The organism is Georgenia satyanarayanai, assembly GCF_900116375.1.
In the GTDB taxonomy this organism is placed as follows: domain Bacteria; phylum Actinomycetota; class Actinomycetes; order Actinomycetales; family Actinomycetaceae; genus Oceanitalea; species Oceanitalea nanhaiensis.
Genome location: NZ_UETB01000001.1, coordinates 178,218 through 190,926 on the forward strand (window position 1 = coordinate 178,218; position 12,709 = coordinate 190,926).

A 12,709-nucleotide genomic window follows, 5' to 3' on the forward strand; every position below is an offset into this window, starting at 1 on the left:
GGGAGCGCTTGTGGGAAGCCGACAAGAGCGCCCGGCTGGTGAGAATCGACCGCCGACGTGGAGGCGGGTGGCGCCGTCGGCGTGAGGGGAGAGCCAATCGACAGTAGGGTCGGTCACATGGCTCTCCTCGCGCGACTGAAGGCGCTGCTCACCCGGCGCAGCCCGATGCGGCGTCCGGGCACCCGGCAGGCCACCACCGCGGCCCGCAGTGCGGACCTCCCACGGGAGGACACGCTGCGCGCCAAGCTGGTGGACGACCCCAACGACATCCAGGCGTTCCGCGAGCTGGCCGAGCTGGTCCGCCGCCGCGCGGACTCGGTGGAGCCGGTCGACCCGCTCATCGCCGAGCACGATCCCGCGGAGCACCACATCAGCGCCGACGTCGCGATCTGGGCGCTGGCCGAGGAGCTCGCGGGCAACCCGCGGGCCTGGTACCCGCTCATCGAGCTCGCCCGCCTGTCCCTCCACGACGACCACGAGGGCGCGATGCGCCGCCTCAACGCCGCCTGCGAGCGGGAGCACACCGGTCTGGCCCTGGCCGAAGGTGTCCGCACGCTCCGCGAGGCGGACCTGCCGGGTGACGGCCTGGGGCTGGGCGTGGGGCAGTGGTCCCCGCGCGACCACGTGGTCGAGGCCGGCCGGCAGATCGTGCTCGCCGCCCTGGACGCCGAGCGCCCCCTGGACGCGCGCCGCCACCTCGACGAGCTCAAGGCCCGCGACGACGCCGAGACCCGGGCCGTCGTCACCGAGCTCGAGCCCCGCGTCGAGGCCGCCGAACGCGCCTGACGGCCCGTCCCTTCTCACCGAGAGCCGGTCTCCTCCCAGGAGGACGCCGGCTCTCGGCGCACCCGGGGACGGGCGGGACGTGGGTCCCCCGTCGCGGCGGTCCGGCGCTGGTTGACTCGGTGGTAGCACCGCACCGGTGAAGCAGCCCGAGGGCTCGGCCCTCGGCACGAGCCAAGGAGGACACCATGTCCGAGACCATGCGCGCCGCCGTCGTCCCCGAGCTGGGCCGCCCGCTCGAGGTCCGGGAGCTGGCCGTACCCGAGCCCGGGCCCTACGAGGCACTGGTCAAGGTCGAGTACACCGGCGTGTGCCACACCGACCTCCACGCCGCCCACGGCGACTGGCCGGTCAAGCCGACCGCCCCGTTCGTCCCCGGCCACGAGGGCGTGGGGACCGTCGTCGCCGTCGGTGACCGTGTCGAGCGCGTCGCGGTCGGCGACACCGTCGGCAACGCGTGGCTCGCCAGTGCGTGCGGGGAGTGCGAGTACTGCCAGACCGGCTGGGAGACGCTGTGCGAGTCGCAGCAGAACAGCGGCTACTCCGTGGACGGCTCCTTCGGGCAGTACATGCTCGTCGACTCCCGGTACTGCCCCGTCATCCCCGACGGCGTGGACCCGGCCGCCGCCGCCCCGATCCTGTGCGCCGGGGTCACCGTCTACAAGGGCCTGAAGGTCACCGACACCAAGCCGGGGGAGTGGGTCCTCATCTCCGGCATCGGCGGGCTCGGGCACATCGCCGTCCAGTACGCCGTCGCGATGGGGCTGCGCGTCGCCGCCGTCGACGTCGAGGACAGCAAGCTCGAGCTCGCCCGCTCGCACGGCGCCGAGGTGACCGTCAACGCCCGCACCAGCGCGGACCCGGCCGCCGAGATCAAGGCCGCCACCGGCGGCGTGCACGGCGCGCTCGTCACGGCGGTCAACGCCCACGCCTTCCCGCAGGCGGTCGGGGCGCTGCGCCGCGGCGGCACGGTGTCCCTCGTGGGCCTGCCGCCGGAGGAGTTCCCGCTCGACATCTTCACCACCGTGCTCTTCGGCCTCACGGTGCGGGGCTCGATCGTGGGCACCCGCAAGGACATGGCCGAGGCGCTGGACTTCTTCGCCCGCGGCAAGGTCAGCCCCACCTACACGGTGCGCCCGATGGACGACATCAACGAGATCTTCACCGAGATGGAGCAGGGCCGGATCGACGGCCGCGTCGTCATGAGCATGGCCGGCTGACACCCGCACCCCCCCCCAGAAAAGCGCCGAGCGCTGAGTTGTTCCAGGAACAACTCAGCGCTCGGCGTTTGTGTGGGGGGTGCGGGGGCCTACGAGTCGCCGCCGGCGGTGCCGGACTCACCGGCGTTGACGTCGGAGAGGCGGTAGCGCTCGGCCGCCTGACGCGGGAAGTCGGCGTCGATCGTGCCCTGGGCCGCGAGGGCCTGCAGCGCCTTGACCACCATCGAGTGGGAGTCGATGAGGAACTGGCGGCGCGCCGCGGGACGGGTGTCGGAGTAGCCGAAGCCGTCCGCGCCGAGGACGTGGTAGTCGCCCGGCACCCACTGGCGGATCATGTCCGGGACCATGTGGTCCCAGTCGCTGGAGGCGATGAACGGGCCGCCGGCGTCACGCAGCTTGGCGGTCACGTAGGCCTCGCCGTGGTCGCCGCCCGGCTCGAGCAGCCGCTGGCGCTCGACCTGGAGGGCCTGGCGCCGCAGCTCGCCCCAGCTCGTCACCGACCACACGCCGGCGCGCACGCCCCAGTCCTCGGCGAGGATCTCGCGGGCGTGCAGCGCCCACGGGACACCCACACCGGAGGCCATGAGCTGCACCCACGGCCCGTCGCCCTCGGACGCGGCGATCTGGTGGATGCCCTTGAGGATGCCCTCGACGTCCACGTCCTCCGGCTCGGCCGGCTGGACCATCGGCTCGTTGTACACCGTGAGGTAGTACATGACGTTCGGGTCGCGGGGGTCGTCGGCGCCGTACATGCGCTGCAGGCCGTCACGCACGATGTGGCGGATCTCGTAGGCGTAGGCCGGGTCGTAGTTGACGAAGGCCGGGTTGGTCTGGGCGAGCACGAGGGAGTGCCCGTCCATGTGCTGCAGGCCCTCACCGGCGAGCGTGGTGCGCCCGGCGGTGGCGCCGATGACGAAGCCGCGGGCCAGCTGGTCCCCGGCGGCCCAGAAGGCGTCACCGGTGCGCTGGAAGCCGAACATCGAGTAGAAGATGTAGACCGGCACGAGCGGCTCGCCGAGGGTGGCGTAGGACGTGCCGACGGTCTGGAAGACCGCGGCCGAGCCCGCCTCGTTGATGCCCATGTGCATGATCTGGCCGGTCTCGGACTCCTTGTAGGAGAGCATGAGCTCGGCGTCCACGGCGGTGTAGTTCTGGCCGTGGGTGTTGAAGATCTTCGCCGTCGGGAAGATGGCGTCCAGGCCGAAGGTGCGGGCCTCGTCCGGGATGATCGGCACGATGCGGCTGCCGATCTCCTTGTCCTTCATCAGCTCCTTGAGGAGCCGGACGAAGGCCATGGTCGAGGCGACCTCCTGCTTGCCCGAGCCGCTCTTGAGCACCTCGTAGGGCTTGTCGTCCGGGAGGGTCAGGCTGCCCTTGTCGTGGCGGCGCTCGGGCACGAATCCGCCCAGCGCCTTGCGCCGCTCGAGCATGTACTGCAGCGCCGGGTCGTCGTCCTCGGGGCGGTAGTACGGCGCGTTGAACGGGTCCTCGAGCTGCTCGTCGGAGATCGGGATGCGCAGGGCGTCGCGGAGCGCCTTGAGGTCCGTCGTCTTCATCTTCTTCATCTGGTGCGTGGAGTTGCGACCAGCGAAGCTCGGGCCCAGGCCGTAGCCCTTGACCGTCTGCGCGAGGATGACCGTGGGCTGCCCGGTGTGGTCCATGGCGGCCTTGTAGGCGGCGTAGATCTTGCGGTAGTCGTGGCCGCCGCGCTTGAGCGCCCAGATCTCGTCGTCCGTCATGTCCTTGACGAGCTCCTTGGTCCGCGGGTCGCGGCCGAAGAAGTGCTCACGGACGTAGGCGCCGTCGTTCGCCTTGTAGGTCTGGTAGTCACCGTCGAGCGTCTGGTTCATGAGGTTGACCAGCGCGCGGTCCTTGTCGGCGTTGAGCAGGGAGTCCCACTCGCGGCCCCACAGCACCTTGATGACGTTCCAGCCGGCGCCGCGGAAGAAGCCCTCGAGCTCCTGGACGATCTTGCCGTTGCCGCGGACCGGTCCGTCGAGGCGCTGCAGGTTGCAGTTCACGACGAAGGTGAGGTTGTCCAGGCCCTGCTGCGCGGCGAGCTGGAGCATGCCGCGCGACTCGGGCTCGTCCATCTCGCCGTCGCCGAGGAAGGCCCACACGTGCTGCTGGGAGGTGTCCTTGATCCCGCGCTCGTGGACGTAGCGGTTGGTGAAGGCCTGGTGGATGGCCTCGGCCGGGCCCAGTCCCATGGAGACCGTGGGGAACTCCCAGAAGTCGGGCATGAGGCGCGGGTGCGGGTAGGAGGGCAGTCCGCCGCCGGGGTGGGAGTGCTCCTGGCGGAAGCCGTCGAGGTCGTCCTCGGACAGGCGCCCCTCGAGGTAGGCGCGGGCGTAGTTGCCCGGCGCGGAGTGACCCTGGAAGAAGACCTGGTCGCCGCCACCGGGGTGGTCCTTGCCGCGGAAGAAGTGGTTGAGGCCCACCTCGTAGAGCGTGGCGATCGAGGCGTAGGAGGAGATGTGGCCACCGACGGAGACGCCGGGGCGCTGGGCGCGGGTGACCATGACGGCGGCGTTCCAGCGGATCCAGCCGCGGTACTTGCGCTCGGCGGCCTCGTCGCCCGGGAAGTACGGCTCCTCGTGGACGCCGATGGTGTTGACGTACGGGGTGGTCATGGGGGCCGGCACGGCCACGTTGCGCTGACGTGCGCGGCGCAGCAGGTTGAGCAGCATGTACCGGGCCCGGGGGCCGCCGCGCTCGTCGATGAGACCGTCGAGGGACTCGAGCCACTCCTGGGTCTCAGCGGTGTCGATGTCCCTGACCTGGCTCAGCAGGCCGTCGATGAGCGGTCCAGATCCGTCCTGTGGACTCACACGTCCTCTTTCCCTCAGGCGTCGGCGCGCCGACGCGCGTGGCTGGTGCTCGGTGTCATCCAGACTAGGCCCATTCTCGCGCGCGAAGACAGCCAGAACGATGGCCTTGAGGGCCTGGGTGCTATGACCTTGGCAACAGGCACCGACGCGACGCGGGGCGGTTCGTCTGGGATTGCGAACGTCCCGGCAGTAGCGTTGTGCCCGTCCCCACGACCGGTGGGGTGGATCGGCGCACCTGAGCGCCACCGAGACGAGAGTGGGAGTACACGTGGCAGCGACCGCTGGCCCTGATGCCGGCAGCCGGTTCGGCTTCGCCCCCGGGCAGGAGATCCAGGAGTTCGGGTACGACACCGATGTCGACGAGGCGGTCCGCTCGGCCGTCTCTGACGTCACGGGGACGGACCTCGTGGACGAGGAGTACTCCGACGTCGTCGACGGCGCCATCATCTGGTGGCGCGACGACGACGGCGACGAGAGCGACCTCACCGACCTCCTCGTCGACGCCCTCGACAACTTGGACGACGCCGGGACGATCGTCGTCCTGACCCCCAAGCCGGGCCGTGGTGGCCACGTGGGACCCGCCGTCGTGGAGGACGCGGCCCGCACGGCCGGCCTTCAGCCGACCGGCTCCGTCGCCGCCGGTGCCGACTGGAACGGGCTGCGTCTGCTCGCCCGTGGTCGCGGTCGCTGACCGGGCGCCCGTCCTCGAGCTGCCCGACACGCACGGCACGCCCGTGCGTGTCGGCGGCGTGCGCACGCGCCCGCAGCTCGTCGTGTTCCTGCCCTTCGCGTTCTCGCGGGTGTGCGGCGGTGAGCTGCGCGACCTCGTCGCGGAGCCGCTCGTCGGTGCCGACGTCGTCGCCGTCACCTGCGACCCCGTCTTCGCCCTGCGCGCGTGGGGCGAGCAGGAGGGGGTGAGCGTCCCGCTGCTGTCGGACTTCTGGCCGCACGGCCGGGCCGCCCGTGCCTTCGGCGTGCTCGACGACGCGTCCGGCGCCCCGCAGCGGGCCACCTTCCTGCTCGACGACGACGGCGTGGTGGCCTGGTCCGTGCGCTCGCCGGCCGGGGTGGCGCGGTCCGTCGCCGACTACCGCACCGCCGTCGCGGCGCTCACCGGTTGAGCGGAACACGCCATGATCTCCTCATGACACACCAACGGGTCAGGCAGCTGCGGGTCGTCGTCGAGGCGGAGGACTACGACGAGGCGGTCCGGTTCTTCCGGGACGTCCTCGGCATGGACGAGCAGGCGGCCTTCGCCGAGGGCGACGACGACCGGGTCGCCATCCTCGACGCCGGCCGCGCGACGCTCGAGATCGCCTCGCCTACGCACAAGCGTGAGATCGACCGCGTCGAGGGCGTGACTGTGCCGAGCCCGCGCATCCGGCTCGCCTTCGAGGTCGACGACTCGCCGGCGGTGACGGCCGAGCTCGCGGCCGCCGGCGGGGAGGTCGTCGCCGAGCCGGTGATGACCCCGTGGCGTTCGGTGAACTCCCGCCTGGAGGCACCGGCCGGGCTGCAGATCACCCTCTTCCAGGAGGCCGAGACGCTGGAGGAGCGCAGCGCGCGCGAGGGCTTCGGCACGGGCGACCGGCCCTGACCAGTACGCTTGCCCCTGGCAGCCGCTCGGCTGCGTGGGGCCTGTAGCTCAGTTGGTCAGAGCGCCGCGTTTACACCGCGGAGGTCGTCGGTTCGAGGCCGGCCGGGCCCACCGTCACGGGGCGTGGTGCCAGCCGGGCCGACGCCCGGGCGGTGAGGCGTTCCAGGGGCCCGCGGCCGAGCAGCAGGGCCCAGAGCGTGCACCCGAGGAGCAGGCCGGCGGCGAGTAACCAGAACAGCTGCGGGGGCTGGCTCCACCCGCCCGGCCCCATGACGGCCCAGATGGCGACGACGTGAGCCGTGTACGCCGTCAGCGGCATCGTCCCGACCGCGGCGAGCGGCAGGAGGACGTACCGCAGGGCCTCGCCCGTGAGGAGCAGGAGGCCGATGAGCGCGAGGGCGAGCCCGCCCGAGCCGAGGATCTCCATCGTGCCGCCGGAGTGTGGGCTGCTCGAGAGGAACGCGCTGAGCATGGTCCCGCCGACGTCCGCGGTGGCGACGGCGTCCGGGTAGGTCGCCCACCCGTTGGCGTCCTCCTCGAGGGCGAGGTCGTCACTCGGGAACTCGGTGTAGTCCTCCTCCGGGTAGCAGGAGAGGTAGCCGTCCCCGTAGTCCTCGCACACCATGCCGGTGAGGTCGGCCTCGTCGCCGGGGACCATCTCGGGCTCGTACCACTCGTCGACGAAGGACGACGAGCCGGTCTCCGACGAGAAGAACCAGCTGCTGTCGTCCCCGTACTGGTCCTGGGCCCAGACCCCGCCGACGGTGTAGCCGACCGCGGAGAGCACGACGCCGGCTGCCAGGGCCAGGGCGGCGGTCTTCCGCCTCGTCACGTCGAGCCGGCCCAGGGCGAGCCCGGCGAGCATGAGCGCGGTCCACACGATGATCGAGTAGGTGCCGTCGAGGACGAACGAGATGCCGCTGCCCGAGGACGACAGTGCGAGCGCCATGAGCCCGGCGACCAGGGCGGGTCCGGCGACGGCCAGGCTCGCGGCCCAGATGACGATCCTGGACACGCGCATGCCGATGAACAGGATCGCGAGCGCGTACACGGCGCCGTAGAACGTGAGGATCACCGCGATGCTCGTGCCGAGGAGCTCGAGCACGAGGCCGATCGCGAAGATCACCAGGCCGCGCGCGACCAGCCGCAGACGCGCGTGCGCCAGCTCGGGCCCGGCCGGGATGCGGGTGCGGCCGGTCATGATCGCGATCGAGATGCCCGCCAGCACGGCGAAGAGGATCGACGAGCGTCCGTTGACGAGGTCGACCCACGTCGAGGGGTCGTCCCAGCGCAGCTCACCGGGGAGGGCCGCGGTGTGCGCGGCCGCCATGCCGAGGACCGCGATCCCGCGGGCGATGTCGAGGGCCACGACGCGCGGGGCGCGCCCGAAGCTCCTCAGGCGGCCGGGCCCGGGCTGCGCTGTGGGCGGTGCCAGCGAGGCCACGAGCGTGTCCGGCCGCGGGGGCAGGGGCAGGGTCGTCGTCATGACGCGTTCCTTCGCGATGGAGCAGACGGGGCGCGCGACTGCACGCCCGGGCACGTCCAACGAAACGCTCAGGGTCAGCCCGGTGTCGCAGAGTGCTCCCGAACCTTACTGCTGAGCGGCTCGTCCCGGGCGTGACGTCTCGCCCGGGCTAGGTGCTCTCCCGCACGACGAGCGTCGCCGGCATCGTCACGGACTTCGTCGCGCTGCCGGCGACGATCTCGAGCAGGAGGGAGACCATCTCGGCGCTGATCCGGTCGAAGGGCTGGCGCATCGTCGTGAGGGGCGGGTCGAGGTTGACTGCGAGGCCGGAGTCGTCGAAACCGCCGACGGCGACGTCCTCGGGGATGCGCCGCCCGGCGCGCCGCAGCACGGTGATCGCGCCGGCGGCCATGGCGTCGGACGCCGCGAAGATGGCGTCGAGGTCCGGTGCGCGCTCGAGCAGCTCCGCCATCGCGGCCGCGCCGGACTCCGTGCCGTAGTCGCCGTGGGCGACCAGCGCGGGGTCGTAGTCCGCGCCGAGCTCCGCGCGGTAGCCCTCGAGGCGGTAGCGGCCACCGGGCAGGTCGAGCGGCCCGGTGATCGTCGCGATGCGCCGGCGGCCCCGCTCGCGCAGGTGCGACACCATCTCGCGGGCGCCGCCGGCCTCGTCGACCGAGACCGACGCGACGCGGTCGGTGCGCCCCAGGGGAAGTCCACAGGACACCATCGGCACGCCGCCCGCGAGGAGCTCGTCGAGCAGCGGCTCGTTCTCGTGGGAGGAGATGAGCATCGCGCCGTCGACGTGGCCGGCCTCGACGTAGGCGACGACGTTCTCCCGCTCCTTCGGCGTGCCCGCGACGAGGAGGGTGAGGGTCATCTCCCGGGCGGCCAGCGCCTCGGCCGCGCCGCGGAGCAGGGGGGCGTAGGTGGGGTCGGCGAACAGGCGGTCCTGCGGCTCGGCGAGGAGGAACGCGATGGCGTTCGCGCGGCCGGTGGCCAGCGAGCGGGCGTGCTGGTTGGCCCGGTAGCCGGTCTGCTTGATGGCCCGCTCGACGGCGTCCCGCGCCTCGGGGGAGACCCACTTGCCGCCGTTGAGGTAGCGCGAGACCGTGCCGCGCGAGACGCCGGCCTCCGCCGCGACGTCACGGATCGTCGGGCGGCGGCGCGCGGCCTCGCCAGCCGGTGCCGCGGTCGCCGTCGAGCTCGTGTTCACCGGGCAGACCATACGCCGCTCCGGGAGGTCACGGGAACGGACTGTGCCCGATCACAGTGGGACCAGCAGACCGAACATTCCCGATCGTTGTCGCACTTGACATCCCAGGCTGTGCGCGGTCACAGTATGGGCACGGCGCAGCGTCCGCGCCGGTTTCACCGAGGCGACGGAGCGTCATGTCGAACCACCCCTGGCCCACCCCCGCGACGATCGCGTACGGGGGTGACTACAACCCCGAGCAGTGGCCTCGGGAGGTGTGGGACGAGGACGTCGTCCTCATGCGCGAGGCCGGCGTGACGATGGTGAGCGTGGGCATCTTCTCCTGGGGGCTCCTCGAGCCGGAGGAGGGTGTCTTCGACTTCGCCTGGCTCGACGAGCTGCTCGACCTCCTCCACGCGAACGGCATCGCCGTGGACCTCGGCACACCGACCGCCTCACCGCCCGCCTGGTTCTTCGCCACCTACCCCCACGCGCTCGCCGTCGACAAGCACGGCGTGGTCCAGGGCTTCGGCTCGCGCGGCATGGCCTCCCACTCCGCGCCGGAGTACCGGCGGGCCGCCGCGCGCATCGCCGGCGAGCTCGCCCGCCGCTACGGCCAGCACCCCGCCGTCGTCATGTGGCACGTCCACAACGAGTACGGCGTGCCGGTGGGCGAGGACTTCTCCCCGAACGCCGTCGCCGCCTGGCGCGTGTGGCTGCAGGAGCGCTACGGCAGCCTCGACGCCCTCAACGCCGCCTGGGGCACCGCCTTCTGGGGGCAGCGCTACGGCCGCTGGGAGCACGTCGTCGCCCCCGCCGCCACCCCCACCACGGTGAACCCGGCGATGAAGCTCGACTGGGCCCGCTTCACCGACGACCAGCTGCGCGCCTGCTTCCGCGCCGAGCGCGACGCCATCCGCGCCCACGCCGACCAGCCGGTGACGACCAACTTCATGGCCCACCAGTCGTGGAACACCGACCTGTGGGCGTGGGCGCAGGAGGTGGACATCGTCTCCGACGACCACTACCTGTGGTCCCCGGACCCCGACGCCCACGTCGCGCTCGCGCTGTCCGCCGACCTCACCCGCTCGGTCGCCCGCGGGCGTCCGTGGATCCTCATGGAGCACTCGACCTCCGCCGTCAACTGGCAGGGGCGCAACATCGCCAAGCGCCCGGGGGAGATGCACCGCAACGCGCTCACCCACGTGGGCCGGGGCGCCGACGGGATCATGTTCTTCCAGTGGCGCGCCTCCCGCTCCGGCGCGGAGAAGTTCCACTCGGCGATGGTGCCCCACGCCGGGCCCACGAGCCGCATCTTCCGCGAGGTCGCCTCCCTGGGCGCGCGCCTCGGCGCCATCGGGGAGCTGCAGGACACCCGTGTGCGGGCGCAGGTCGCCGTGCTCTACGACTGGGAGTCGCTGTGGGCGCAGGACCTCGAGTGGCGTCCCTCGGACGCCCTGCAGTTCCGCGAGCGCATGCGCGCCTACTACGAGCGGCTGTGGCGTGACGGCGTTCAGGTCGACTTCGCCCACCCCGGCGACGACCTCTCCGGCTACCGCCTCGTCGTCGCCCCCGCCTCCTACCTCCTCACCGCGGCCCAGGGGGAGAACCTCACCCGCTACGTCGCCGGCGGCGGCACGCTTCTCGTCTCCTGCTTCGCGGCGGTCGTCGACGAGCACGACGCCGTGCACCACGGCGGCTTCGGCGCCCCGCTGCGCGAGGCGCTGGGCCTGACCGTGGAGGAGTTCCTCCCGATGCGCGAGGGGGAGAGCTGCGCCGTCGAGCTGGACGGGCGGACCCTCACCGCCGACGTGTGGGCCGAGGACCTCGCCGTCGACGGCGCGCAGGTCCGCGGCACCTACAGCGGCGGGCCCGCCGACGGCGCCCCCGCCGTCACCCGCCACGAGCACGGGGACGGCGTGGGCTGGTACGTGAGCACGCGCCTCGACGTCGCCGCGCTCGCCCCCGTTCTCGCGGCCGTGTACGACGACGCCGGGATCGCGCCGTCGTCGGCGCCCGAGGGTGTGGAGCTCATGACCCGCCACGGGGAGACGGCCGACTACGTCGTCGCCGTCAACCACCGCGACGACGCGGTCACCGTGCCCCTCGAGGGCACCGAGCTGCTCAGCGGCACGGACGTGACCGGCGTGCTCACGCTCCCGGCCGGCGAGGTGGCCGTGGTCCGCTCGACGCCCGGGGGTGGTCGCTGACGCGGGGCCGGGAGGCCCGTGGGGGGCGGTGAAGGACAGCAGCACGACGGTGGCCGCGACGACGTGGCCACCACCAGAGGTACCGAAGGTGCCCCTTCAGAGAGGAAGAGCAATGCGCAAGTATCTAGGAGTCGGTGCCTCGCTCGTGGCGACGGTCGCCCTGGTCGCGGCCTGCGGCAGCGACGACCCCGAGCCAGCGGAGAGCGCCGAGCCCGCCGCCACCCAGGAGCAGACCGGCGGGGGTGACGCGGAGGGCGCCGAGCTCGTCGTGTGGTCCGACGCCGAGCGCAACGAGGCCATCGCCGACGCCGCGGCGGCCTTCGAGGCCGACACCGGCGCCACCGTCACGGTGGTGCAGAAGAACTTCGAGGACCTGCGGGCGGACTTCCTCGCCCAGGTGCCCACCGGCGAGGGACCCGACATCACCGTCGGCGCCCACGACTGGCTCGGTGAGTTCGTCGAGTCCGGCGTCGTGGACACCATCGACCTCGGCGAGCGCGCCGCGGACTTCGAGCAGGTCACCCTCGACGCCCTCACCTACGACGGTCAGCTGTACGCCCTGCCCTACGCGCAGGAGACCGTCGCCCTCATCCAGAACGTCGACCTCGTCGGCGAGGAGACGCCCGAGACCTGGGACGAGCTCATCACCATGGCCGAGGACGCCGGCTTCGCCGAGCGGCCGATCGTCTTCTACACCAACGGCACGGAGGGGGACATGTACACCTCCTACGCCTTCCAGACCTCCTTCGGGGCACCGGTCTTCGTCCAGGACGAGGACGGTTCCTACACCAGCGAGGTCGGCCTCGGCGGCGACGCGGGCCTGGCCTACGCGCAGTGGCTCTACGACAACGGGCAGGCCGGCACCGGCTACTTCACCGACACGGTCGACTACGACATCGGCAACGAGCTCTTCGCCACCGGTGAGTCGCCCTTCATCGTCCAGGGCCCCTGGACCATCCCGACCTACCAGGACGCCGGCGTGGACGTCGCCGTCGGCCCGGTGCCGTCCGCCGGCGGGGAGACCGCCTCACCCTTCGTCGGTGTCCAGGGCTTCTACCTGTCCGCGCAGTCGGACAACGCGCTGCTCGCCAACGAGTTCCTCGCCAACTACATGTCCACCGACGAGGCGCAGCAGGCGCTCTACGAGGCGGACCCGCGCATCCCGGCCCTCACCGCCGTCGCGGAGGAGGTGGCCGACGACCCGGTCATCGCCGGCTTCCTGTCCTCCGCCCAGAACGGCGTGCCCATGCCGAACATCCCCGAGATGGGCGCCGTGTGGGAGTTCTGGAACCCCGTCCAGATCGCCCTCATCAAGGGTGAGGACCCGCAGGACGTCTGGCCGACCATGGTCAGCAACATCGAGTCCGCGATCGCCGACTGACAGCGCCTGCCGGGTCGGGGCGCAGCGCGC

At 72.1% G+C, this 12,709-nt stretch carries 11 protein-coding genes, 1 tRNA gene and 1 pseudogene; 10 read left to right on the forward strand and 3 right to left on the reverse strand.

Features of this window, described 5'->3' with window-relative positions; translation table 11 throughout:
- The first annotated feature begins 117 nt into the window (after positions 1-117).
- Positions 118-786: a hypothetical protein gene (locus DSZ44_RS00760; protein ID WP_110850690.1), complete on the forward strand. Its 669-nt coding sequence runs from the start codon at positions 118-120 to the stop codon at positions 784-786.
- Between the two features lie 185 nt (positions 787-971).
- Positions 972-2,003, forward strand: a complete 1,032-nt coding sequence (gene adhP, locus DSZ44_RS00765; protein ID WP_220035049.1) for an alcohol dehydrogenase AdhP — start codon at positions 972-974, stop codon at positions 2,001-2,003.
- A gap of 89 nt (positions 2,004-2,092) precedes the next feature.
- On the opposite strand, the gene aceE is transcribed toward adhP, so the two are convergent.
- The gene (gene aceE / locus DSZ44_RS00770; protein WP_110850691.1) at positions 2,093-4,834 is read right to left on the reverse strand and encodes a pyruvate dehydrogenase (acetyl-transferring), homodimeric type; all 2,742 of its coding nucleotides are present in this window, start codon (positions 4,832-4,834) and stop codon (positions 2,093-2,095) included.
- Between the two features lie 268 nt (positions 4,835-5,102).
- Between aceE and DSZ44_RS00775 the strand changes: the two genes are divergently transcribed.
- From DSZ44_RS00775 to DSZ44_RS18660, 6 genes are all read left to right on the forward strand, one after another.
- On the forward strand, positions 5,103-5,525 hold the full coding sequence (locus DSZ44_RS00775; protein ID WP_110850692.1) for a DUF3052 domain-containing protein: 423 nt from the start codon (positions 5,103-5,105) through the stop codon (positions 5,523-5,525).
- On the forward strand, positions 5,509-5,955 hold the full coding sequence (locus DSZ44_RS00780) for a redoxin domain-containing protein (protein WP_110850693.1): 447 nt from the start codon (positions 5,509-5,511) through the stop codon (positions 5,953-5,955). Before DSZ44_RS00775 ends, DSZ44_RS00780 begins: the two co-directional genes overlap by 17 nt.
- Positions 5,956-5,978: 23 nt before the next feature.
- On the forward strand, positions 5,979-6,431 hold the full coding sequence (locus tag DSZ44_RS00785; protein ID WP_110850694.1) for a VOC family protein: 453 nt from the start codon (positions 5,979-5,981) through the stop codon (positions 6,429-6,431).
- 37 nt (positions 6,432-6,468) lie between these two features.
- Positions 6,469-6,542 (forward strand) — tRNA-Val (locus DSZ44_RS00790).
- 275 nt (positions 6,543-6,817) lie between these two features.
- Complete coding sequence (locus DSZ44_RS18655; RefSeq protein WP_258369121.1) at positions 6,818-6,943, forward strand: hypothetical protein; 126 nt, start codon at positions 6,818-6,820, stop codon at positions 6,941-6,943.
- A 117-nt stretch (positions 6,944-7,060) separates the two neighbouring features.
- Positions 7,061-7,201, forward strand: a complete 141-nt coding sequence (locus DSZ44_RS18660) for a hypothetical protein (protein WP_258369122.1) — start codon at positions 7,061-7,063, stop codon at positions 7,199-7,201.
- A 107-nt stretch (positions 7,202-7,308) separates the two neighbouring features.
- Here DSZ44_RS18660 and DSZ44_RS19000 read toward each other — a convergent pair.
- Positions 7,309-7,917, reverse strand: a pseudogene (locus tag DSZ44_RS19000) (heparan-alpha-glucosaminide N-acetyltransferase domain-containing protein); the annotation flags it as partial.
- 148 nt (positions 7,918-8,065) lie between these two features.
- The gene (locus tag DSZ44_RS00800) at positions 8,066-9,109 is read right to left on the reverse strand and encodes a LacI family DNA-binding transcriptional regulator (RefSeq protein ID WP_258369124.1); all 1,044 of its coding nucleotides are present in this window, start codon (positions 9,107-9,109) and stop codon (positions 8,066-8,068) included.
- Positions 9,110-9,285: 176 nt separating this feature from the next.
- On the opposite strand from DSZ44_RS00800, the gene DSZ44_RS00805 reads away from it, so the two are divergent.
- Positions 9,286-11,298 carry a beta-galactosidase gene (locus DSZ44_RS00805; protein WP_110850696.1) on the forward strand — a complete coding sequence of 671 codons (2,013 nt, stop codon included), beginning with the start codon at positions 9,286-9,288 and terminating at the stop codon, positions 11,296-11,298.
- Positions 11,299-11,410: 112 nt separating this feature from the next.
- Positions 11,411-12,679: a sugar ABC transporter substrate-binding protein gene (locus tag DSZ44_RS00810; protein WP_110850697.1), complete on the forward strand. Its 1,269-nt coding sequence runs from the start codon at positions 11,411-11,413 to the stop codon at positions 12,677-12,679.
- Positions 12,680-12,709 lie beyond the last annotated feature (30 nt).